The sequence below is a fragment of the Candidatus Chryseopegocella kryptomonas genome, from assembly GCF_001536065.1.
Classification (GTDB): Bacteria; Bacteroidota; Ignavibacteria; order Kryptoniales; family Kryptoniaceae; genus Kryptonium; species Kryptonium kryptomonas.
This window is the reverse complement of sequence record NZ_CZVW01000002.1, coordinates 46,722-68,997: the sequence shown is the minus strand read 5'-3', so window position 1 is coordinate 68,997 and position 22,276 is coordinate 46,722. Positions and strand designations below refer to the sequence as shown.

Below are 22,276 nucleotides of genomic sequence, written 5' to 3'. Positions count from 1 at the left end.
ATTTGTTTTTGTGACGATTTCAGCACCGAAAAATATAAAAATTTAGCCAGAAAAAAACAATTGCATTTTGAATAATTGAAAAGTTTAAAAATGTTAACACAAATTTTTGAAACCGCATAAAAAATTATTTCCTTGCCGTTGCGATTTTTCAAGCGAAAAATTAGTTTGTGGTTATTTGATTTTTCAATTTGTGTTGGTTATATTTTATTTGACTTGCCAATGGGGCCGTAGCTCAGATTGGGAGAGCGCCAGAATCGCACTCTGGAGGTCACGGGTTCAAATCCCGTCGGCTCCACAATTTTTTCTAATTCCGTTTTTTGCGTATTTTTTAACCGAAATTCGCCCGTGATGGCAAAACCACCGGGTTGAGAAACAAAATCTAACTTGTTTTGTGTCCGAAAAAATCAAAAAAGAAATAATCAACGCAATTGATTTGCTTCTGCGATATGCAATCATTATGACAGGAAATGAAGAGGATGCAAAAGACCTGACCCAGGAAACATGTTATAGAGCCTTAAAGAATATTCACCTTCTTGACGAAAATTCAAATGTGAAGGCGTGGCTTTTCACAATTATGCGAAATATATGGATAAACCAGAAAAAAAGAAGTCAAATTTCCCCTGTTCAACTTGAAGAAACGCTTGAAAATGTAAGCGACGAATGGAATATAAACGCCGAGGAATTGTTAATAAATAATGAAATGCGTCGCACACTTATGACTGCGTTGAATAAATTGCCAGATGTCTATAGAGAAATTTTAATTCTGCGTTATTTTGAGGATTTCTCATACAGCGAAATATCAAAAATTCTCGGCTGTCCACTTGGAACAGTTATGTCAAGGTTAAACCGAGCAAAGGAAAAATTGAAAGAAATTTTCACAAAAATTTACGAGAAAAATCCCGATGATAGACCATAAAACGATAAAAATAATGATAAACCTTTATCTGGATGGAGAACTTGCTGGCGAAGAACTTGAACAATTCAAACAGCATATAAAAGAATGCGATGAATGCGCAAGATTGCTAAAAAAACAACGAGATTTTATTGATGCGATAAGATCGCTTAAAGATGAAGTCAATGTTGATTTTAAAGATTTCAAAGAAGGACTCATTGAGCAAATTGAGAGATACAAAATTGGGAAAGAGAGAAAATTAAAATATGCTCTTTTGCTTTCTGCGTTAGTTATCCTGCTTTTCGGAATGTTTGCTATTTTTTACTTTCACGCATCAAGAGTTGATTTAGTGAAAATTGCGGTTGAAAACCACATAAGACAGGTTCGTGGACAACTTCCACTTGAGGTAGAGACATCGTCTGAGGCTGAGATTTCAAAATGGTTTGAAGGGAAACTTCGGTTTAACTTTCGCCTTCCACGTTATCCCGACCCGTCAAATCAGCCATACAAGATAAGGGGTGCACGGCTTGTCGCACTAAATAACGACTACGCTGCGCTTGTCTCCTATGAAATGGACAATCATCCTATGACACTTCTTGTGGCGCCATCGCAAAGTGCAACTCCACACGGCGCTAAAAAAGTTAAGTTTAAAGAAATTGATTTTTATCTTGATAATCAAAATGGATTCAACATCCTTTCGTGGACTGATAAAGGTTTGACATATGCTCTTGTTTTTGACTTCAATAATTTTGACTGGAAAAAGCCGTGCATCGTTTGCCACAGCCAAGGGACGAAAGAGATGTAAAGATTTTCTCGCTTTCTAAATTTAGCAACACTTCAAAATTTTTAGTAAATTATTAACGCTTCAAAAATAAAGTCCAACGAGAAACCATGCCAGCACCAAAGGAAATAAAAAGAATATCAGAAGTTATCTGGGAAATTCCAGAGACATATAAAAAAGGAATGCGTGTCCCAGCAAGAATATATGCAACGAAACAACTTCTTGATGCGATGGATGAAGGCGTATTTGAACAGGTAACAAACGTTGCTTGTCTTCCCGGAATTCAAAAATATGCTCTCTGCATGCCCGACGGACACTGGGGATACGGCTTTCCAATTGGTGGGGTTGCCGCTTTTGATTTTGAAAATGGAGTAATTTCACCCGGTGGCATTGGCTTTGATATAAATTGTGGGATGCGCCTTGTAAGAACAAATCTTACCTTGGAAGAAGTAAAACCAAAATTGAAAGAGCTCGTTGATCTACTCTTTCAAACTGTTCCAACAGGAGTTGGTGCAACAGGTTTTGTTAAGTTATCAAATTCACAATTTGATGAAGTTATGGTCAAGGGCGCACGTTGGTGCGTTGAACATGGTTATGGATGGAAAGAAGACCTTGAAAGAATTGAAGAACACGGCGCAATTAAAGGAGCTGACCCTTCAAAAGTTAGCAAAAAAGCAAGAGAAAGAGGAATTGATCAACTTGGAACCCTTGGCTCAGGAAATCACTATCTTGAAATTCAAGTTGTTGATAGAATTTTTGACCAAAATGTTGCAAATGCGTTTGGAATTGAACAGGAAGGTCAAATCGTTGTTATGATACATTGTGGTTCGCGCGGTTTTGGGCATCAAATTGCAACTGATTATTTAAAAGTTTTTCTTGATGCAATGAGAAAATATGGGATACCACTTCTTGATAAAGAGCTTGCCTGTGCCCCGATTGATTCACCAGAAGGAAGAGATTATTATTCTGCGATGCTATGTGCTGCGAATATGGCTTTCGCAAATAGACAGGTAATTCTTCACAGAGTAAGAGAAGCATTTGAGAAAATTTTCAAAAAATCAGCTGAAGATCTTGGAATGCACCTTGTTTATGATGTCGCACATAACATAGCAAAAGCTGAAGAATACGAAATTGACGGCAAAATCAAAAAAGTCCTCGTCCACAGAAAAGGTTCAACACGCTCGTTTGGTCCAGGGCATAGTGAACTTGCTGAAATTTACAGAGATGTGGGACAACCAGTTATAATCGGTGGCTCAATGGAGACCGGCTCGTATCTTCTTGTCGGAACAAAAAGAGCAATGGAAGAGACATTCGGCTCAACTTGCCACGGTAGCGGTAGAACAATGAGCAGACACAAAGCGAAAAAAGAGATAAATTACAATCAACTCGTTAAGCAAATGGAAGAACGTGGGATTTATGTAAGAGCTGCTTCAAAGTCCGGACTCGTTGAAGAAGCTGGCGTCGCCTATAAAAACATATCCGATGTAGTTGAGGCAGTTGATAGAGCTGGGATTTCAAGAAAAGTCGCTGCGTTAAGACCAATTGGAAATATCAAGGGTTAAAAATAAAAAAAGGCGTGGCTAAAAGCCACGCCTTTTCCTTTTACGGTATCCTCAAACCAACATATCTATTATTTCCATCACGTGCTTTAATTCTTAACAGAATCACATCTCCTGACTTGTGGCTTTGGACAATCTTCTTCAAATCATCAACATTTCTCACCGGCTTTCTATCCGCTTCAATGATAATATCGTTTTCTCTTATATCTTTATCGTATGCCTCGGAAAATGCATCAACTTTCGTGATGATCACGCCGTTTTTGACTTTGTATTTGTTTCTTGCTTCTTCATCAAGATTTGCAACCGTAATCCCAAGTTTATCAAAACTTACAACGCCGGGCTCAATCTCTTTTGCTGGTGGTTCGTTATCTTCTGCTTTTGCCACTTCTTCATCTTCTTTTCTCGGCTTTAATGTCGCCGTCAATTCAAAAGTTTTACCATCACGGTAAATTTTCAAATTCACTTTATCACCAGGTCTTTTCCTTGCGATTATCTCCTGCAATTCACCAGGCGTGTTAACTTCCTTACCATCACATTCAAGTATAACATCTCCTGCTTTTACCCCTGCTTCCTCAGCTGCACTCCCAGAGATGACATCCTGAACAATGATTCCTTTCGGCTTATCAAGCCCAAGACCTTTTGCCGTTGCCTCGTCAAGCTTTGAAATCTGAACTCCAAGAACACCTCTGCGAACTTTTCCATACTTGATTATGTCTTCAGCAACTTTTCTTGCAAGATTTATCGGAATTGCAAAACCATAACCTTGATAATATCCTGTCCTTGAAGCGATCGCCGTGTTTATACCAACAACTTCACCATTTAAATTCACAAGAGGACCACCACTATTACCTGGATTTATCGCTGCGTCTGTTTGAATGAAATTTTCAACGCCATATGATTCCCTAATTATTCCGATGTTCCTGCTCAAAGCGCTCACAATTCCAGCAGTCACCGTTAGATTCAACCCAAGTGGATTTCCAACTGCAAGAACCCATTGTCCAACCTGCAACTCGTCCGAATTACCGAATCTTGCAACAGGCAAGTCATTTGCGTCAATTTTTAAAACAGCAAGGTCTGTAAGTTTATCTCTCCCAATAAGTTTCGCTTTAAATTCTCTCCCATCCCAGAGCGTCACGGTTATGCTTCCCTTCTCTCCACCCTCAACGACATGGTTATTCGTAAGTATGTAACCATCTTTGGTTATAATTACACCTGAACCCATCCCCTCCTGAGGACTTGGCTCGGGAATTTTAAATTCAAAATCAGGTCCGAAGAAATGGAAGAAATCAAAAGGACGACTTTGACTTTCGCTCTTTGTGACCACTTTAATTGATACGACGGTTGGGACAACTTCTTTTGCAACCTGAACGAAAGCATTTTGTGTTGAGAGTATGTCAAATTTTGTGTTTGTCGGTTTGTCCTGCGAACCAATTACTGGAACATCAATTGCCCCTGTTGGTTTTACAGCATTTAATCCAGATACAAGAATAATTCCAAAAAGCATTCCTGCAAGCACAAGTGCAATTGCTCCAATTATCTGCTTCTTTGTCATGGTTAGTTTTCCTCCACAAAAGTTTTGTTTTTACTTGCAATCAGTTCATTAAAATATAACAGGTTTTGCCTTGACTTTGTTTCACTTTAATTTATGATAAATTTCAAGCGATTTCAAATCAACTGCTTCTTCAATGTGCGTCTTCATATAGCCAAATAACAGATTCTGAATTTCAAGATTTACATTACGAGGTATTTTCAAATTTGTTACATTATCAAGTTTTGCCCGCTCAATCCAAAATAAACTTTTAAAAGTTGCGATTGAGTAAGTTTCAAAATTCGTCGCCCCCGCTTCACATTTTGAACACAAAAATCCCCCCTTATCATTTAAGAAAGCAACCTTTTGAGACAAATTTTTATCTGTAAATTTCTCACCGCACAAAACACACTTTTCAAAATTTATCTTAAAACCAATTTCTTCAAGCAAATGCACGAGAAAGAACCACAGCAAATTGATCTCATTTCTCTCCGCCTCGTTTAACTTGTCAAGCACATTGACAAGAAGATTGAAAATTTTTTGATTTTCCTCTTCAAACTTTATCAACTTATAAAGCGTCTCACAAATTGAAAGTCCAATTGTCATTTTGGTATAGTCGGAATAAATTTGAAGAAATGGCTTAACAATGTCTGCTTGCGAAAGAAATTGGAGTTCCCTTGTTTCTTTTTTGTAAAGCACAGCAGTTATATATGACATCGGCTCAAGCGATGCCCCGAATTTGCTTGTCGTGAGCATTGCACCTTTTGCAACGACATTCAATTTACCAAATTTTTTGGTGTAAAGCGTAACGATTTTGCTCGTCTCTCTATATTTCATTGCCTTCAAAACAACCGCTTCGGTTTTGGTGAGCATTTAATCTCTTGATTTTATGCTTTCTTTAATTTTTTGAAGATTTTCTTCAAATGGCGGATAAATCACCCCGACTTCGGTTATAATTGCGGTTATCAATTCATTTGGAGTTACATCAAAAGCAGGTGAAAATGTCTTAACACCTTCTGGCGCTATCCTCTTCCCCATTATCTCAACTATCTCCTCTGAACCTCTTTCCTCAATCGGTATCTCATCCCCTGTCTTTATGTTAAAATCAATTGAAGATGTCGGTGCAGCAACATAAAACGGTATGTTATGAAATTTTGAGATTATAGCAAGATTATAAGTTCCAATTTTATTTGCAGTGTCTCCGTTAAGTGCAATTCTATCAGCACCGACAATCACGCAATCAATTTTTCCAAGTTTCATAAGATAAGCGGACATATTGTCGGTTATTAAAATTGTTTCAATTCCTCTTTGCATCAATTCCCAAGTCGTCAAACGAGCACCTTGAAGAAGAGGTCTCGTCTCATCAACATAAACTCTAACCTTTTTTCCTTGCTCAAAAGCAGTGTAAATTATCCCAAGAGCAGTCCCATAATCACCCGTGGCAAGCCATCCGGTGTTGCAATGTGTTAAGATATTTGCTTCGTCCGGAATTAATTTTGAACCATTAAGTCCAATTGTTTTACACATTTGTATGTCGTCATTTTGAATTGCAAGTGCCTCTTCAAGTAATTTCTTTTTTAATTCATCTGTTCCAAGCTTTATGTTGCTGTAAAATGTTTTTTTCATCCTATCAATTGCCCAGAAAAGATTAACTGCGGTTGGTCTGGTTTGAGCGAAAACTTCGCAAACATTTTCAAAAAGATTTTTAAACTTTTCTTTATCATCACCCTGAAAATTTTTAACACCAAGATAAATCCCAAACCCAGCTGCAATCCCGATAGCTGGTGCACCGCGAATTTTCAATTTCTTTATCGCATCAGCAATAACCAGATAATCATCTGTTTCAATAAATTCAAGTTTAAGCGGTAATTTCGTCTGATCAATCATTTTAACCTTATCCCCCACCCATTCAATTGAACGCAACCGCTGATTCATTTATTCTTGACTTTTTTGTTCTCGTTTTTTAAATTTATAGTGAATTTGGGCCCTTAGCTCAGTTGGTCAGAGCAGCTGACTCATAATCAGCGGGTCGGAGGTTCGAGTCCTCCAGGGCCCACAAACTTTTATATCCTTTCCATAATCCTCCTTATCGTGTTGTAATAAACATCAGCAATTTTTTCAACATCAACTTCAATCAATCCATTGATTTTAAATTTTTTCTGCGCTGTCACAACGCCTATAACCGAATATGGCACCTGATTTTTTTCGCAAATTTTTGCAAACTTATCAAAATTTTCCCTCTCAACTGTGACAATTATCCTTGATTGACCTTCGCCAAAGAGCAAAAAATCGGGACGAATTTCATCTCTAAGTTTAACTTCACAACCAAGCATGTTTTCCTTATCAGCTATGCAACATTCAGCAAGCGCAACAGCAATTCCGCCATCCGAGACATCATGTGCGGACTTAATTAAACCTTGTTTAATTCCATCAAGACATGTCTTTTGGACCGCCTTTTCAAGTTCAAGGTCAATCTCTGGTGCATCACCTTTAACTTCACCATAAATCCACGCAAGATATTCACTCCCACCGATTTCATCCGTGTTTTTCCCAAGAAGAATTATCAAATCATCCGGCGATTTGAAATTCACAGTTGTTATATAATTTAAATCTTCAATCAACCCAAGCATTCCGATAACAGGCGTAGGATATACCGCACCGTCTGGACTTTCATTGTAAAAACTTACATTTCCACCTGTCACAGGAGTGTTAAAAAATCTACACGCATCTCCCATACCGCGGACTGCTTCTTTAAACTGCCAAAATATCTCGGGCTTATATGGATTTCCAAAATTAAGACAATTGGTGATAGCAACAGGTTCAGCGCCAGTGCAAACAACATTCCTTGCTGACTCCGCAACCGCTATCATAGCTCCACGATAAGGATTAAGATAAACATATCTTGCATTGCAATCCGTTTTAACTGAAATAGCTTTATTCGTTCCTTTTATCCTTATCACAGAGGCATCACCACCTGGCAAAACAACAGTATTTGTCCCAACCATCGTGTCATATTGCTGATAAACCCACTCTTTACTTGCAATGTTTGGTGAAGAAATTAACTTCAAAAAAATATCATTCAAATCTTTTGGTTCAGGTAAATCATATGGATTAAAATTTCTAACTTCCTTCAAATACTCTGGCTCTTTTGCTTCCCTGTAATAAACAGGTGCACCCCCACCAACGACAAGCGAATCTGCCGGTATATTTACACATATTTTCCCATCTTTTTTAATCTTTAAAATTCCATCATCCGTGACACAACCTATCACAACCGCATTTAAATCCCACTTTTTGAAAATCTCAACTATCTCATCTTCAAAGCCCCTTTCAACAACCATCAACATTCGCTCTTGAGATTCCGAAAGTAAAATTTCATATGCACTCATTCCCTTCTCACGCACTGGCACGAGGTCAAGATCAATTTCCATTCCGCTTTTACCGCGTGCGCTCATCTCACTCGTTGAACAGGTAATGCCAGCTGCTCCCATGTCTTGAATTCCAACGACATGTCCAGTTTTTATGGCTTCAAGCGTTGCTTCAAGAAGTAATTTTTCGGTAAATGGATCACCAACTTGAACAGATGGTCTCTTTGATTCAGATGTTTCGCTTATTTCCTCCGAAGCAAATGTTGCACCGTGAATTCCATCTCTCCCGGTGCTTGAGCCAACGATTAAAACAGGATTTCCTGATCCTTTTGCAACTGCGCGAACTATTTCACTGTGCTTGACAATTCCAACAGCCATTGCATTGACAAGCGGATTCTGGTTATAACTTTTGTCAAAATAAATTTCCCCACCGACGGTCGGACATCCGAAACTATTTCCATAATCAGCAATCCCACGAACAACGCCATTGAAAAGATACTTAACACGAGAATTTGATAAATCACCAAATCTTAAAGAATCAAGAATTGCAATTGGTCTTGCTCCCATGGTAAATATATCTCGCAAAATTCCGCCAATCCCAGTAGCTGCACCTTGATATGGCTCAATTGCGGACGGATGATTGTGTGATTCAATTTTAAATGCAACCGCAAGCCCATCTCCTATATCAACAAGCCCCGCGTTTTCTTCCCCAGCAGATACAAGCAATCTTCCACCACTTCTTGGCAAAGTTTTCAAAACAGCAATTGAATTTTTATAACTACAATGCTCACTCCACATAACGCTAAACATCCCAAGCTCCTCATAAGTCGGCTCTCTCCCGATAAGTTGAATTATTCTATCGTATTCTTCAGATGTTAAGCCAAGTTCAATCGCAAGTTCTCTTTTTGATTTAACAAAATTTAATGTCTCACTCATTGACCTCTCTGCAAAATTTCTTTTACAATTGGTGCAAGCGATGTCCCAATTTTTTCAAAATAAAGAAATGTCAAGATAAGCAAAACGAATATAACAAAAACAAATGAATAAATTTTCCATTTCGCAACCTTCCTCCTTGCTGGCGTTCCACTTCCAAATAATTTCTCAGTCCATCCAATATATCTAAATCCTCTCCAACCGCATTCACTACATCTGTAAATTTTATACGGTAGAAAAAACTTAACAACTCGTTCATAAAAATTTCTTGATCTTGACCTGTGCAATGTTCCAAATTTACCGCAATGCGGACACGCTTCAAGTCGCATTTAATTTTCACCTTTATTTATTTTTAAAAATTTCGCTGTTTCCTCTGGTAAAGCGGTTGTTATATAAACCCCCGAACCAAGTTCAAATCCTGCTGGAATCGTAAGGCGTGGCAAAATTTGAATATACCAATGATAAAACTCCTCACCCGCATCTTTAAAAGGTGATGAATGAATGACATAGTTATAATCAGGATTGTTAAGTTTCTCGTAAAGCTGACTCAAAACAAGGCGAACAACTTTTGCAATTTTACACGCTTCACTTTCAGTTATGTTCCCAAAACAAGCATCGTGTTTTTTGGGCATCACCCATGTTTCAAATGGTGAAACAGATGCAAACGGCTCAATAACTATGAAATCCTCATCTTCATAAACAACTCTCTCACCTGAATATGACTCAATTTTTATCATATCGCAGAAAACACAACTGCCGTGATCATCGTAATATCTTGTCGCTTCTTCAAGTAAATGTCTAATGTGAGTTGGAACAATGGGGCTTGCTATCAATTGAGAATGTGGATGTTCAAGCGATGTCCCTGCACGTTTCCCATTGTTTCTGAAAATTATCACAGTGTTAAGATTTTGCTCGGACATAAAACTTTTGTAAAGTTTTAAATATGTCTTAAAAATTTCACAAACTTCTTCAGGTTGCATCGTCGCAATTGTCAAGTTATGCTTCGGCGATTCAATTATAACATAATGAAAACCATAACCAGTGATCTTTCTAAAAAATTGAAACTTTGTCTCTCTTTTCAACTCAACATCAGGAACAAGAGCGGAATACTTGTTCGGAACGACCCTTATTAACCAGTTTCCATCTTTATCAACTTTTAAAACTTCTGGCGGTGTCATATGTTCATTGCCCGGGCAAAATGGACATTTCGGATCAAACTCCGGAAGTTGCTTTGTTTCTTCCGCTGTGATGAAATCGTGTGGTCTTCTTGCCCTTTCTGTTGCAACAATGACCCAATTTTTCGTTGCCCTATTCTGTCTAAATTCAGGCATCATGAAAAATTTTAATTTTCAAAATCCACTGAATAAAATTTAAAAATAATTTGATTGTCTTGCAAAGGTAGTAACTTTAAAATTTTGTTTAATGAAAATCTAAAATCCTAAAACTTCAGCCAAATGCATCTCAAAATGTGATATAAATCAAATTCCATATTACGAATTTTCGTTAATTTTGATTAAGTTTAAAACAGTTAAATCAAAAGTAAGAGGTTAATGACCATGAAAAAACATATTATTTTCTTGGCATTCCTTCTTCTTTACAATTTTGCATTGTCCCAGCAAATTAAAACTTTTGATTTAATAAATTCTGGTAATACCAAAGTCAAATTTGATCCATCTGGAAACCCGATTGCAATTAATATCGGTCTCGGCGATATCTTTTATTTATTCAAGAGCCAGAATGGTCAGATCAAAAATCCAGAACCACTATTTAAATTACCCGTTGTTTATACATCAAATCAAAAATATCCTGAATCGGGGGCGTGGGACTTTGAAGTTGACACCGCTGGTGTTATTCATATAGCTGGAGTTATTTATAGAGGTGAACTTGCTCCTGGTCCCACAGAGGGAACACTTTTTTACTACAATACGCTTATTGACAGCGTCTTGCTTCTCGGAGAATTACCAACAAGCTATTTAAATCTTATAACACCGCAGGTATTAAGAACATTGGACAATAAAATTGTTGTAAATTTTACAAAGGCATATCTTGACACAGTGATCTGGTTTCAAATCTTTGACCCACGAACCAACATAAATGTTACAACGGACACAATAAAACTTGATGGATTGGGGACCACGAACTACTACTTATATATTTCTGCGAACAAAAATCTATATATCACAATTTATGAAAGTAAACATTTGGGTGGGGATGGTGATTGGGGAGGTTATAGAGATACTGTTGCTGTGTCATATCAATTACTCAAGTTTACGCCCGGTGGGAATATACAGCGTCTCCGCACTTATGGGCATACATTTTATGTAGATGACGATTTTGTACCTACTCAATTCCCTATGTTTATGGCTGATTTAAATGATGGTTTTATTGAATGGTTCAAAGCGCTGGTTAGGATATCCCCTAACAGTGCACTCATTCATCCACCTTACGACTACAATTACAATTTTTATGGTTCTAGGATATCTTCCTACATACTTGACAGAGAAGGAAATCTTCATATTATACGAGAAATACCGCTTGCTTGGAACATCGGTATTTACAGATATCAAGTTTACACACCAGGAAACATGCCAATAAACGAAATTGGGCACAGTCCAATTTATGATTATCTAATTGAGTATGACTCTACCACATACTGGACTTTTAAGCAACTTCAAATTTCTGCTAATTATGTTCCACCATATGTAAGTGATGCCTTAAATTTAAACAAAGCAATTATTCAACACCCACAAAATGATAGAAATGGTGTTATTTTGTTGTATCAAAATTCCGGAAATTTCAATTACGAAGTGCTCCTCGGGACAGGTGTAGGTGGACGAACTTTCAACAACGGTGATCCAATATGGTATGTTGATAATGATGGCAAAGTCTATTTCTCAAGTCCAAGAGAAAATAGGTTTATTGATAGTTTGAAAACAGCGTATATTTACTTTTATCAGTTAAAAAGTTCTGGTTCCAACTTCATTGTCAATTATAAATTGAGTGAAATTCAAGAATTGCCTGTACCTTATCCATCTGAGGTTAACAAAATTTTCGGGTTAAAGTATACGCTTGATAAGAATCAAAAAATGCATTTCCTGTTTCTAAGCAGGGACACAATTAGAGGTCTAGCATATCTTGGTCGGCTTTTTCTTGCAAGTCAGAAAGCGGGTGGTGGCTGGGATACAATGCAAGTATCCCCTGACACCGTTGAGATAGTTCAATTTTCTAGTTATTCTGATTTTACCGTAGATGATAGTGGAGTTGTGCATGTTCTTTACTATACTTATAAAAATGCTCCATTGACATATTACACCAATAATTCTGGCGGTAGATTTAAGCCACCAGTGCTTGTTGACTCTGTATCGCTTAGAAATGCACAAATAAGGGTAGCGAAAAATGGGCTTGTGTATATCTGGGGCAATTATTACTACGGAACATATAGATACTGGTATGGAGATTATAACTCTGGGTTTAAACGCTCATCTAGGACTTTCACCGACTGGAACATTGCCGAAGTAGATAACTCTGGAAATTTGTATATTGTTACCACTGATTGGTACAACACAAATGATGGCTCAAGAGATCATTATCTTTATAAGTTCAACCGTGATTCTGCGTTGATTTATTATCCACGGAAACTTCTAATTAAATATTTTTCAGGTAGCCCTGTAACAACACCTTATTTCACTTTTGTCAAAGATGTAACGGGATTAATTCACCTTCTTGCTACATATAAAGGCAAGCTTTATTACTGGAACCTATCTGATAATTTCACCGCAAGAGTTGAATATGATTACTCCGATCTCTTCAGATTCAAAGAAATTCACAATGCTCATGCTAAAACAATCGCAGTTGCTAATGATTTTGACCGAAGGATATACTTTATGAGCTTAACATCCCCGATTTTGATCGGTTGGATTCCATATGGAGTTACAAGCGTTGAAGATAAGGAAAACATTTTGCCGACTGAATTCTTGCTTGAACAAAATTATCCAAATCCATTCAATCCAGCAACGACGATAAGTTTTGAATTACCTATAAGATCAAATGTTGAAATTACAATTTACGATATCCTCGGTCGGAAACTAAAAACGCTTGTTGATGAGGTAAAAGACGCTGGAAGATATAAGATTATGGTTGATATGAGTAATTATGCAAGCGGTGTATATTTTTATCGCATGGTTGCAAAGCCAGTTTCAGGTGGGAAAGATTATGTTTCTGTAAAAAAGATGATCCTTGTAAAGTAAAATTTTGATTTAAGCCCCAGCAAATTGCTGGGGTTTTTGTTGAAATTATTTTTGAATTTAGTGGCAAATGTTTGTGATGTATAATAGCAACACGAATTTAAAACTATATAAACTCAATTGCAATCAAACTTAATCCATACCACATCCCTGAATAAAAAATTCTTTTTGCCTCTTTTTTATCATCCGCAACCCCAAGCGTTATAAAAAGCGTTAAAAGATGACCTTCCGGCTGTGCGGAAAAGAAAAGCGGGTCGTTCCATAAATTTAAAATTTCATCCCATTTCTCCTTTGACTCAAGAATACTTACTACCTTATCATCAAATTTTTTACCGCCTTCAAAGACATCGTTAACTCCAAACATAACCAAATCTAATCTGTGCGTAAGAGAACCACTGCCTATGAAAAGAACTTTCCTTTGCGATTTTTCAACCGCTGTTTTTATTACCCTGCCAAATTCTCTATGTTCATAGGGTGATAAAAAAGCTGACGAGGATACTGGAACAACTTTTACATCTTTTTCTGGAAACATAAAGTAAAGGATAACCCATGCCCCATGATCAATTCCCCAACTTTGCGTGCCCTTTACACTTAAACCCACCTTTTCACCTTCCTCAATTATACTTCCGGCAAGCTCTACATCGTTTAAACAATCGTATCGGAACTCATATAATTCTTTCGGGAATCCGTAATAATCCTTAATGCACATCGGCTTTTCTGCAACATTAACATAAAAATTTTTATCTCTCACTATCCAGTGTGGAGATGCTATAACTATTGTATCTATTCCAATTGTTTTGTATTTTTGTCCAAGTTTCTCAAGAAACTCCGCAAAATCTCCTTTCTCTATTAAAATTGTCGGTGAGCCATGCGATAAGAAAACAACATTTAAATTCGTCACCTTCATTCAATTTTTGTTTTTGACAAACTTACAAAATAATTAATCGCCAAAGCTAGTGTTTAAGTTCCTGCTGAATGAAATCAATATGTTTTTAGATAATTTTCAATTTACCATCTTAACACTTGCACGACATACAAAAATTGATTTATTGACTTTTCTGAATGTCTTGTTTTATATTTATTAAAAACAAAAATTTTTTACCTATGTTGCATTGCTTGCACTATAAAACAAAGTTAAAAATTGACATTGATACAGCTTGGGAATTTTTCTCTGACCCTAAAAATCTAAACATAATTACTCCGCCCGACTTATCTTTTGAAATAATTTCAGGAGCGGAAAGAAAAATGTATCCCGGTCAGATCATTATCTACAAAATAACACCATTTCCATTCTTAAGAACTTACTGGATAACTGAAATAACTCACGTTGTTCCCAAAAAGCTCTTCGTAGATGAACAAAGGTTCGGACCTTACAAATTTTGGCATCATAAACACATCTTTGAAGAAACTCCTGATGGAACAATTGTTGAAGATATAGTTCATTATCTTCTCCCATTTGGTATAGTCGGCAAGTTAGCTAATCGTGTTTTGATAAGCAAAAGGTTGAAATATATTTTTGACTTTCGTAAAATGAAACTAAATGAGTTATTTAACAAATAAAAATTTTTGATTCAATGAGTTCAAAAATAAACGTATTCTGGTTTCGCCGTGATCTGCGTTTAGACGATAATCATGGGTTATTTCTCGCTTTATCTGAAAAATTGCCCGTTTTACCGATTTTTATATTTGACACTAACATTATCAAAGATCTGCCCAGAGATGATCACAGAATAAATCTAATTTACAATCGTATTAAAATCTTGAATGATTATTTAAAAACTCATCACAACTCTATGATACTAATTTTCAAAGGCAAACCCGAAGAAGTATTCAAAGAGATTTCAAAAAAATGGCAAGTCTATAAAGTATATGCGAATGAAGAATACGAACCCTACTCTCTACAAAGAGACAAATCTATAAAGCAATTACTCAACGAGAACGGCATTCAATTTCACCCTGTAAAAGATCATGTCATTTTCTCTCCAACTGATATTCAAACCGATACTGGAAAACCATATCGCATTTATACTCCTTTTTCTAAAAAGTGGCTATATCAGTTTCACTCTTTATCTTCAATCCCCCACTTTCCGTCTGAAAAGTTTCTCAACAACTTATACCTAATAAATACAAAAGAATTTCCTTCTCTTGAATACCTAGGCTTCAAGTTGTCTTCACTAACATATATACCTCCTGAGGAAGATGAAATAAAATCCGTCATTCAAAACTATCATAAAACCCGCAATCTCTTTGGAGATGATAAAAGCACAACTCGTGTATCAACTGCACTGCGCTTTGGTTTCATAAGCATAAGAAAACTTGTATCCTTAGGAAAAAATAACATCGTTTATCTGAAGGAATTGATTTGGCGAGAGTTTTTTCAACATCTAATCTATTACTTTCCAACTATGATTAAGGAAAATTTTAGAAACATTCCAATTCAAGTAGAAAATGATGAGAAATTATTTGAAAAATGGAAAAATGCAGAAACTGGCTATCCACTTATTGACGCTGCGATGAATCAACTCAATCAGACAGGTTATATGCACAATCGTTTAAGAATGCTTGTAGCAAACTTTCTCTGCAAGATATTGTGGATTGATTGGAGATGGGGTGAAAGATACTTTGCGGAAAAACTCTTTGACTTTGAGCTCGCTTCAAATGTGGGCAACTGGCAATGGTCTGCTGGCACTGGTTTAGATGCATCTCCGTATTTTAGAATTTTTAATCCTGAATTACAGCTTAAAAAATTTGATCCACAAGGTATTTTCTTAAAAAAATGGTTGCCTTATGATCCAACAAAGCCACCGAAAAAAATTGTTAATTTTAACGAACGCAGAAATCTTTATCTGAACATGTTAAAGAAATCAATAAAATGACCTTAACACAACTCGTTGCATTTTTTATATTTCTCATAAGACAAAAATGATACCCAGATTAACATAAGCATTCCATAAAAGAAATCCTCAATAGGAATGTTGAATACCCTTATCCCAATATGATGTTGAGGGTTGTAGAAAACAATTGGCTCTTCAACTATGAAACTACCTGTAAGAACCCCATTAGAGAGCAAAAATCCTGGAATGATTAAAATATATTCAATAAAAAAATATCTCAGAAAATTGGAATCAGAATAAGCGAACAAAAAATAAATTAGAGAAAAGGACAAGAGCAAAAAAGTAGAAATGGATGTTTAAACAATTTTCTTACCTCGTCGCTTACAGAATAAAAAAGTGAGCTTATGAGTGTAAAGTTTAACGCCACAGGATCTATAAAATCTGTCCAAGATAAAAATGGCTTATAAACCATTTTACCCATAGCTATATCATATATCTTCCCGGCTTTTTCAAGATATCGCTTTAGCTTTTGCGAACTTCCTCTTTCTATTATTTACTAGAAAAAGTTCCTCAAAATTCATCTGGATTGCATTCTCAGTATCACAGTATAATTCAACCTACGGGTTTATTTTAATTTGCTTTTTAAAATTTTTAGTATATGTTGGAAGTTGAAATTTTTAAACTGTTATCTGACCCAACGCGACTGCAAATTTACAAGATTCTTCTTCAAACTAGAGTGGAAGCAGCTGTATGCGAGATTATGTCTGCTATTAATTGTATTTGGATTGAAAAAGCGTTGGTTTATATTTCAATTATGATTATACTTGGAACCCTGGCTGGATTCATTTACGGAAGTTTATAAATCTCTGGGGTGGTAAGGAATTTTTTCCACTTTACCACCACTACCTTTTACCACAAATCACTAATCAATTTGTATTACACCTGTTCTGAAGGGAGAGAACACACCTCTAAAAATCGCAAAAAGCACAACTTGGCTTTACACTCAAATGTTGTTTTTAACACTTGATTAAATTGAATTAACAGAAAAATTCTTTACCCCCATTTAAACCAGATTGCTTTTACAAGTTCAAAATCTTCAGGCACATTTATATTGGCAAGTATCCCAAAAGGTTCACCAAATTCTGCTAACTTTTTCTCATCTATTTCATATTTTAACTTAACTTCTCCGAGAAGTTCCTTTAAAGATAATTTGCCAAAATCAATAAGACTTTCAATAAGCGGAATTAATCTCTTTGAATAATATCCAGGGAAAGGATAAATTTTATCAGAAAATTTTATATAGACCGCGTCATAATCAGATAGCGTGCTCATAAATTGCAAAAGTTCGTTGGGTATAAACGGCATATCAACTGGAACAAAAACACACCCAAAGCATTCCACCATTTCAATTAAAGTAGAATAAACACCAACAAGAGGACCCCTGTTATCAATTTTATCTCTTAAAATAATGAAATCCGGAACTTCAAAATTAGAATCTTTATCAAGGACAAGATATCTTCTTTCAAAATTTGCTCTTATTTTATCGCACGCTATTTCAATTAAAGTTCTTTCGCCCAGTTTTAAAAATCTCTTATCACTGCCAAACCTTTTTGATTTTCCTCCTGCTAACACTGCCCCGCATTTACACATTCGCATCTAAATTTTTATGTTAAAATATGAACTTTTACCTTTTCTCCTTTTTGAATGTATGAAACTTCCTTCGGAGCAAGAACAAGTGCATTAGAATTTACAAAAGATGAAAGCATATGTGAATCTTGATTCGGCAAAACAAAAACTTTATCACCATCAGCTTTCGCACGCAGAAAATATAATCTATCTTGTTTTTTCTTCACATCATTTAAAAGTTCTTTTTCTTCCTCAGGTAAAAATATCCTTGAAAAACCCATCATTTTCTTGATAGAAGGAATGATATATTCATAAAAGCAAATAAGAGTGGCAGCTGGATTCCCAGGCAATCCAAATATCAATGTGTCTCCCTTTCTCCCCATAAAAATAGGTTTTCCAGGTTTTTGTTGAACTTTGTAAAATAACTTAACAACATTTTCCCTTTCAACAAGTACTCTAACAAAATCATAATCCCCGACAGAAACTCCACCTGTGAAAATTATAATACCACATTCATCAAGAAAAGAATAAAACCTCTTTCTCAAAGCTTTAAAATCATCTTTTGAAAAAGCAATCCGAATCTTTTCAATCCCAAATTTTCTAAGTCCTGTCAAAAGCATTACAGAGTTTGACTCATAAATTTTACCCTCTTTCAGATTACTACCCGGTCTTAATATCTCTGAACCTGTAACTATGACTCCAACTTTTGGTTTTCTCCTGACTTTAACCTCTTTAATTCCCATACTGCTTAAAAAACCAACAACCCCGGGAGTTATCTCCGTTCCTTTCTCAATTACTTTTTGTCCTTTCTTTACCTCCTCACCCTTTGATCTTATGTTGCAAAACTCCTTCACTTTTTCCTTGATAACTATCTTATCTCCTATTTTTTCAACTTTTTCAACCTCAATCACAGCATCAACTCCATCGGGGATCAACGCACCAGTATATAACTTCACTGCTTCACCAAGTTCAATCTTAAACTTTTTAGCTTCCCCGGCTTTTATTTCACCTATAACTTTCAATTCCGCCGGAAGATTTACTAAACTTTTAGTGTTAAAACCATATCCATCAACTGCGGAGTTTGTCCATAATGGCAAATCAACCGGAGAAAAAATATCCTCAGCAAGAGCATATCCACAGGATTTTTTTAAATTCACCTGAATTATGTCGCTTTCCTCTACTTCTTCTGCAATTATCTTTCTTGTTTCCTCAAAAGTTATGTAATCCCTCTCCATAGTATTTGTCCTCCTATGAAAAGTATTATTGTATTTAAAGTTGCCTTAACTATCTCCGGTTTAAATTTACTTGACCCAAAATAAGAACCAACAAAACCACCGAGTGCAACAAAAAAAGCAAGTGATAAAGAAAGTGAAATATCCACTCTACCAGCATACACATTAGTTAGAAAACCAGCAGAAGAGTTCAAAAGAATATATAATGAAGTTATAAATGCAACTAACTTTACAGGAAAATTAGCAAGAAGAAGAATAGGCGAAAGAAAAATCCCCCCGCCTATACCAACTATGCCTGTTAAAAATCCAAATGCAAAACCAAAAAATGGAACAAAATATCTCGGTATGCTAAATTTTATCTTGCTAATTTTATCCTTTAGAAAACTCAAAACAGAGGACGCTATAAGCGATAAACCAAGAATTATATAAAAAGCTCTATCGCTAAGTTCAATTTTGCTCCCAAGCACAACCCCTGAAATAGAAAGAGCATAAATGATGAGCACATCTTTTAAAAAATCTTTTTGAAAATGTTTCCTATAGTTTAAACTTCCTAAAAATGAAACGATAATATTCAAAAATTGAGCGGTTGATGGAATGTAAATTCTATCAGTTCCAAGAATAGCCAGAAAAGCAACATAAGCACTTCCTCCAGCAAGTCCGACCGAAGAATATATAAGTGCGATAATGAAAAAGACAAAATAAATCATCATTCTTTATGAGGTTTCATTTGCATCATCTTGTAAATGTGCAAAACATAAGGAAAGAGGGAATTCATTGATTCTTCAACTCCTCTTGATGAACCCGGAAGAGTAATTATTAAAGTTTTTCCTTTAGTGCCTGCAACCCCACGAGATAACATCGCATATGGAGTCCTCTCCTGACCATAAGAACGGGAAGATTCCATAATCCCTGGTATCTCCTTCTCAATAATAGGTTTTATCGCCTCTGGCGTTGTATCTCGTGGAGATAACCCCGTCCCTCCCGTTGTCAAAACAAGATCAAAACCTTCATCACACCAACCCAAAACTTGCTCCCTTATTAGTTCAAGTTCATCAGGAACAATTTTGTATTCAATATCTTTTATACCTAACTCCTTCAACCTCTCAATAATTATCCTTCCCGATTTATCACTCTTTTTCCCCGCACTTATTGAATCAGAAATCACAAGAACACCAGCCCTGAAACCTTCTGGTATTTCCTCTTGATAATCAGATTTTCCGCCTCTCTTCTCAACGAGTTTTATCTCCTTTATTTCAATACTTTTATCAACAGGTTTTATCATATCATATACATTTAAAGCTGCTGCTGAAACCCCAAAAAGTGCTTCCATCTCGCAACCAGTTTTGCCTGTTGATTTAACCTCAACTTCAATCCTGAGTTCACCTTCACCTTCAAACTTAAACTCAACCCCCACCCATTCAACAGGAATATTATGGCAAAAGGGCAATATCTCCCAAACTTTCTTAGCACTTAAAATCGCAACAGAGCGAGATACCTCAAAAACATCTCCTTTTTCTATTTTTCCATTTTCAATTGCTTTTTGTGTTTCAGGATTCATTTTAACGATGGCTTGAGCTTTGGCATATCTCAATGTTTTTATTTTGTTTGATATATCAATCATTTTTCCCCTCTACCCATCTTTGTTTTCCATTTTTTAAAATTTCCTTCTTCCAAATAGGAACTCGCCTTTTTATCTCGTCAATAACATATTGAATCGCTTCAAATCCTTCTTTTCTATGCTCCGATAAAACTGCAACAAGTAATGCTATCTCCCCAACTTTAACCTCACCAACTCTATGCTTAATTATAACTTTTTTAACTGAAAACTTCTCAATCGCCTCCGATTCTATTTTTGCAATTTCTCTTTCTGCCATTTCTATATACGATTCATAAACTATCTTTTCAACCTCTGAACCATCAACTTTATCAGCTCGCACTCTACCTTCAAAAATTATAAATGAACCACAACCTTCATCAACTACACTTAACACATCAACCTCCATAATATCCTCAATCCTACCAGTTATTATATACTTTGAATTTTTCATACACATTCCAAGTTATATTTTTTATCCTCCAGCTATCGGCGGTATAAGCGCTACTTCATCCTCTTCTTTAAGAGAAGCATCATCGTTTATAATCTTATAATTCACCGCTATTGCAAAAATCTCTTTTCCCAAAATCGGAAAATTCTCATTTAAGTATCTTTTTAACTCATTAACACTCTTTACACCCTGAACTTCAACTTGATCAAGACCTATGCTTTCCTTCAACCTTCCGAAAAATAAAACTTTCATTTTTAACCTCCCAATTTTATCATTTCAAACTTTGCCATTTTATCCTTTAAATCAACAAATCCACGTGGTTTTTTCTTTACAATATCAATAATGAACTTCCTTAAAGCATCTCCATCAAATTCAGGTCTCAAAAACTTTTTCAACGAATATCCTCTATCATCAAACATGCAAAGCACAATCTTCCCATCTGATGTTATCCTTATCCTTGAACAACTATCACAAAATGGTCTTGTAACAGTTGAAATAAAACCTATCCTCACCCTGTTATCAAAAAGATAAACCCGTGCAGTTGATGAACCATTTCCCAAAAAGACCAAATTACCTTTTCTTTCAATTCTGCTTTTTATCTCATCTTCACTCACAAAATAACTTGACCATACATCCTTCCCCACAAAAGGCATAAACTCAATAAATCTTATCTCAACACCTTTCTTTCCCGCAAAATCAATTAAATCAAAAATTTCATCATCGTTAACACCCTTCAAAACTACCGTGTTTATCTTCAAATTTCCACCATTAGATAAAAATTGTTCCAAACCATCAAGAACATAATCTAAAAAGTCAAAACCTGTTATGAATTTAAATTTATTATGATTAAGCGTATCCAAACTTAAATTCACACCAATTCCTTGCTCCGCAAGAAATTTTGCAAACTTAAAAAGCAAAATCCCATTCGTTGTCAAATTTACACTTAGACCTTTTGAACATAACCTACAAATCAAAGAATCAATTCCTTTCCTCATCAACGGCTCTCCACCTGTTAACCTCAACTTCTTGATCTCAAATTCATTTTTAAATATATCAACTATAAATTCAATCTCCTCAAATGTTAAAATTTCATTTCGTGGAAATCCCTCAATTCCATTTTTTCTGCAGTAAAAACACGAAAGATTACATCTATCGGTGACGGAAATTCGCAAATAATCTATTTTCCGCCCAAATCCATCAAAAAGCATCTTTTGACGAAATTACTTTTTAAAAT

The 22,276-nt window shown here is 35.8% G+C and carries 22 protein-coding genes and 2 tRNA genes; 9 read left to right on the top strand and 15 right to left on the bottom strand.

Annotation, left to right across the window (positions count from 1 at the left end):
* Positions 1-221: 221 nt before the first annotated feature.
* The 4 genes from AWW83_RS00995 to AWW83_RS00980 all read left to right on the top strand — a co-directional run bounded on the left by AWW83_RS00995 (position 222) and on the right by AWW83_RS00980 (position 3,235).
* A tRNA-Ala gene (locus AWW83_RS00995) sits at positions 222-295 on the top strand.
* A gap of 96 nt (positions 296-391) precedes the next feature.
* A complete protein-coding gene (locus tag AWW83_RS00990) occupies positions 392-916 on the top strand; it encodes an RNA polymerase sigma factor (RefSeq protein WP_092347078.1) in 525 nt (174 codons plus the stop codon).
* Positions 903-1,697, top strand: a complete 795-nt coding sequence (locus tag AWW83_RS00985) for an anti-sigma factor family protein (RefSeq protein ID WP_092347075.1) — start codon at positions 903-905, stop codon at positions 1,695-1,697. The genes AWW83_RS00990 and AWW83_RS00985 overlap by 14 nt, the downstream gene beginning before the upstream one ends.
* Before the next feature lie 86 nt (positions 1,698-1,783).
* A complete protein-coding gene (locus AWW83_RS00980) occupies positions 1,784-3,235 on the top strand; it encodes an RtcB family protein (RefSeq protein ID WP_092347072.1) in 1,452 nt (483 codons plus the stop codon).
* Positions 3,236-3,275: 40 nt separating this feature from the next.
* On the opposite strand, the gene AWW83_RS00975 is transcribed toward AWW83_RS00980, so the two are convergent.
* From AWW83_RS00975 to mtnA, 3 genes are all read right to left on the bottom strand, one after another.
* A complete protein-coding gene (locus AWW83_RS00975; protein ID WP_092347070.1) occupies positions 3,276-4,784 on the bottom strand; it encodes a DegQ family serine endoprotease in 1,509 nt (502 codons plus the stop codon).
* 81 nt (positions 4,785-4,865) lie between these two features.
* On the bottom strand, positions 4,866-5,633 hold the full coding sequence (recO, locus tag AWW83_RS00970) for a DNA repair protein RecO (RefSeq protein WP_092347068.1): 768 nt from the start codon (positions 5,631-5,633) through the stop codon (positions 4,866-4,868).
* The gene (gene mtnA, locus AWW83_RS00965) at positions 5,634-6,695 is read right to left on the bottom strand and encodes an S-methyl-5-thioribose-1-phosphate isomerase (protein WP_092347065.1); all 1,062 of its coding nucleotides are present in this window, start codon (positions 6,693-6,695) and stop codon (positions 5,634-5,636) included.
* 47 nt (positions 6,696-6,742) lie between these two features.
* Here mtnA and AWW83_RS00960 point away from each other — a divergent pair.
* A tRNA-Ile gene (locus tag AWW83_RS00960) sits at positions 6,743-6,816 on the top strand.
* 7 nt (positions 6,817-6,823) lie between these two features.
* Here AWW83_RS00960 and purL read toward each other — a convergent pair.
* From purL to galT, 3 genes are read right to left on the bottom strand one after another with little or no spacing between them, the layout of a single operon-like run.
* The gene (purL, locus tag AWW83_RS00955) at positions 6,824-9,064 is read right to left on the bottom strand and encodes a phosphoribosylformylglycinamidine synthase subunit PurL (RefSeq protein WP_092347062.1); all 2,241 of its coding nucleotides are present in this window, start codon (positions 9,062-9,064) and stop codon (positions 6,824-6,826) included.
* Entirely contained in the window at positions 9,061-9,390 is a 330-nt protein-coding gene (locus AWW83_RS00950) for a hypothetical protein (RefSeq protein WP_092347059.1), read from the bottom strand. Before AWW83_RS00950 ends, purL begins: the two co-directional genes overlap by 4 nt.
* Entirely contained in the window at positions 9,391-10,392 is a 1,002-nt protein-coding gene (galT, locus tag AWW83_RS00945; RefSeq protein ID WP_092347056.1) for a galactose-1-phosphate uridylyltransferase, read from the bottom strand.
* A 225-nt stretch (positions 10,393-10,617) separates the two neighbouring features.
* Here galT and AWW83_RS00940 point away from each other — a divergent pair, with 225 nt between their 5' ends.
* Positions 10,618-13,308 carry a T9SS type A sorting domain-containing protein gene (locus AWW83_RS00940; protein ID WP_159421065.1) on the top strand — a complete coding sequence of 897 codons (2,691 nt, stop codon included), beginning with the start codon at positions 10,618-10,620 and terminating at the stop codon, positions 13,306-13,308.
* A 103-nt stretch (positions 13,309-13,411) separates the two neighbouring features.
* Here the strand turns inward: AWW83_RS00940 and AWW83_RS00935 are convergent, their stop codons facing one another.
* On the bottom strand, positions 13,412-14,206 hold the full coding sequence (locus tag AWW83_RS00935) for a dioxygenase family protein (RefSeq protein ID WP_159421064.1): 795 nt from the start codon (positions 14,204-14,206) through the stop codon (positions 13,412-13,414).
* Between the two features lie 203 nt (positions 14,207-14,409).
* On the opposite strand from AWW83_RS00935, the gene AWW83_RS00930 reads away from it, so the two are divergent.
* The gene (locus AWW83_RS00930) at positions 14,410-14,865 is read left to right on the top strand and encodes an SRPBCC family protein (protein ID WP_092347047.1); all 456 of its coding nucleotides are present in this window, start codon (positions 14,410-14,412) and stop codon (positions 14,863-14,865) included.
* Between the two features lie 14 nt (positions 14,866-14,879).
* Positions 14,880-16,181: a cryptochrome/photolyase family protein gene (locus AWW83_RS00925; RefSeq protein ID WP_092347044.1), complete on the top strand. Its 1,302-nt coding sequence runs from the start codon at positions 14,880-14,882 to the stop codon at positions 16,179-16,181.
* Positions 16,182-16,183: 2 nt separating this feature from the next.
* On the opposite strand, the gene AWW83_RS09800 is transcribed toward AWW83_RS00925, so the two are convergent.
* On the bottom strand, positions 16,184-16,471 hold the full coding sequence (locus tag AWW83_RS09800) for a lycopene cyclase domain-containing protein (RefSeq protein WP_268761441.1): 288 nt from the start codon (positions 16,469-16,471) through the stop codon (positions 16,184-16,186).
* 326 nt (positions 16,472-16,797) lie between these two features.
* Here AWW83_RS09800 and AWW83_RS00920 point away from each other — a divergent pair, with 326 nt between their 5' ends.
* On the top strand, positions 16,798-17,001 hold the full coding sequence (locus AWW83_RS00920; protein ID WP_092347041.1) for a hypothetical protein: 204 nt from the start codon (positions 16,798-16,800) through the stop codon (positions 16,999-17,001).
* Positions 17,002-17,192: 191 nt separating this feature from the next.
* On the opposite strand, the gene mobA is transcribed toward AWW83_RS00920, so the two are convergent.
* From mobA to moaA, 7 genes are read right to left on the bottom strand one after another with little or no spacing between them, the layout of a single operon-like run.
* Positions 17,193-17,789: a molybdenum cofactor guanylyltransferase gene (gene mobA / locus AWW83_RS00915; RefSeq protein ID WP_159421062.1), complete on the bottom strand. Its 597-nt coding sequence runs from the start codon at positions 17,787-17,789 to the stop codon at positions 17,193-17,195.
* Positions 17,790-17,803: 14 nt separating this feature from the next.
* On the bottom strand, positions 17,804-19,000 hold the full coding sequence (locus AWW83_RS00910) for a molybdopterin molybdotransferase MoeA (RefSeq protein ID WP_092347035.1): 1,197 nt from the start codon (positions 18,998-19,000) through the stop codon (positions 17,804-17,806).
* Positions 18,982-19,707 carry a sulfite exporter TauE/SafE family protein gene (locus tag AWW83_RS00905; protein WP_092347032.1) on the bottom strand — a complete coding sequence of 242 codons (726 nt, stop codon included), beginning with the start codon at positions 19,705-19,707 and terminating at the stop codon, positions 18,982-18,984. The genes AWW83_RS00910 and AWW83_RS00905 overlap by 19 nt, the downstream gene beginning before the upstream one ends.
* Complete coding sequence (moaCB, locus tag AWW83_RS00900; RefSeq protein WP_092347029.1) at positions 19,704-20,618, bottom strand: bifunctional molybdenum cofactor biosynthesis protein MoaC/MoaB; 915 nt, start codon at positions 20,616-20,618, stop codon at positions 19,704-19,706. The genes AWW83_RS00905 and moaCB overlap by 4 nt, the downstream gene beginning before the upstream one ends.
* Positions 20,611-21,045, bottom strand: coding sequence for a molybdenum cofactor biosynthesis protein MoaE (locus AWW83_RS00895; RefSeq protein WP_159421061.1), 435 nt, complete (start codon positions 21,043-21,045; stop codon positions 20,611-20,613). The genes moaCB and AWW83_RS00895 overlap by 8 nt, the downstream gene beginning before the upstream one ends.
* Before the next feature lie 21 nt (positions 21,046-21,066).
* Complete coding sequence (moaD, locus tag AWW83_RS00890; RefSeq protein WP_092347023.1) at positions 21,067-21,294, bottom strand: molybdopterin converting factor subunit 1; 228 nt, start codon at positions 21,292-21,294, stop codon at positions 21,067-21,069.
* A 2-nt stretch (positions 21,295-21,296) separates the two neighbouring features.
* The gene (gene moaA / locus AWW83_RS00885) at positions 21,297-22,250 is read right to left on the bottom strand and encodes a GTP 3',8-cyclase MoaA (RefSeq protein ID WP_092347021.1); all 954 of its coding nucleotides are present in this window, start codon (positions 22,248-22,250) and stop codon (positions 21,297-21,299) included.
* Between the last annotated feature and the right edge of the window lie 26 nt (positions 22,251-22,276).

Excerpts from the sequence above, each read along its gene's own strand:
- AWW83_RS00985 (WP_092347075.1), top strand. The coding sequence starts at position 903 with ATGATAGACCATAAAACGATAAAAATAATGATAAACCTTTATCTGGAT.
- AWW83_RS00980 (WP_092347072.1), top strand. The coding sequence starts at position 1,784 with ATGCCAGCACCAAAGGAAATAAAAAGAATATCAGAAGTTATCTGGGAA.
- AWW83_RS00975 (WP_092347070.1), bottom strand. The coding sequence starts at position 4,784 with ATGACAAAGAAGCAGATAATTGGAGCAATTGCACTTGTGCTTGCAGGA.
- recO (WP_092347068.1), bottom strand. The coding sequence starts at position 5,633 with ATGCTCACCAAAACCGAAGCGGTTGTTTTGAAGGCAATGAAATATAGA.
- mtnA (WP_092347065.1), bottom strand. The coding sequence starts at position 6,695 with ATGAATCAGCGGTTGCGTTCAATTGAATGGGTGGGGGATAAGGTTAAA.
- purL (WP_092347062.1), bottom strand. The coding sequence starts at position 9,064 with ATGAGTGAGACATTAAATTTTGTTAAATCAAAAAGAGAACTTGCGATT.
- AWW83_RS00950 (WP_092347059.1), bottom strand. The coding sequence starts at position 9,390 with ATGCGACTTGAAGCGTGTCCGCATTGCGGTAAATTTGGAACATTGCAC.
- galT (WP_092347056.1), bottom strand. The coding sequence starts at position 10,392 with ATGCCTGAATTTAGACAGAATAGGGCAACGAAAAATTGGGTCATTGTT.
- AWW83_RS00940 (WP_159421065.1), top strand. The coding sequence starts at position 10,618 with ATGAAAAAACATATTATTTTCTTGGCATTCCTTCTTCTTTACAATTTT.
- AWW83_RS00930 (WP_092347047.1), top strand. The coding sequence starts at position 14,410 with ATGTTGCATTGCTTGCACTATAAAACAAAGTTAAAAATTGACATTGAT.
- AWW83_RS00925 (WP_092347044.1), top strand. The coding sequence starts at position 14,880 with ATGAGTTCAAAAATAAACGTATTCTGGTTTCGCCGTGATCTGCGTTTA.
- AWW83_RS00920 (WP_092347041.1), top strand. The coding sequence starts at position 16,798 with ATGTTGGAAGTTGAAATTTTTAAACTGTTATCTGACCCAACGCGACTG.
- mobA (WP_159421062.1), bottom strand. The coding sequence starts at position 17,789 with ATGTGTAAATGCGGGGCAGTGTTAGCAGGAGGAAAATCAAAAAGGTTT.
- AWW83_RS00910 (WP_092347035.1), bottom strand. The coding sequence starts at position 19,000 with ATGGAGAGGGATTACATAACTTTTGAGGAAACAAGAAAGATAATTGCA.
- AWW83_RS00905 (WP_092347032.1), bottom strand. The coding sequence starts at position 19,707 with ATGATGATTTATTTTGTCTTTTTCATTATCGCACTTATATATTCTTCG.
- moaCB (WP_092347029.1), bottom strand. The coding sequence starts at position 20,618 with ATGATTGATATATCAAACAAAATAAAAACATTGAGATATGCCAAAGCT.
- AWW83_RS00895 (WP_159421061.1), bottom strand. The coding sequence starts at position 21,045 with ATGAAAAATTCAAAGTATATAATAACTGGTAGGATTGAGGATATTATG.
- moaD (WP_092347023.1), bottom strand. The coding sequence starts at position 21,294 with ATGAAAGTTTTATTTTTCGGAAGGTTGAAGGAAAGCATAGGTCTTGAT.
- moaA (WP_092347021.1), bottom strand. The coding sequence starts at position 22,250 with ATGCTTTTTGATGGATTTGGGCGGAAAATAGATTATTTGCGAATTTCC.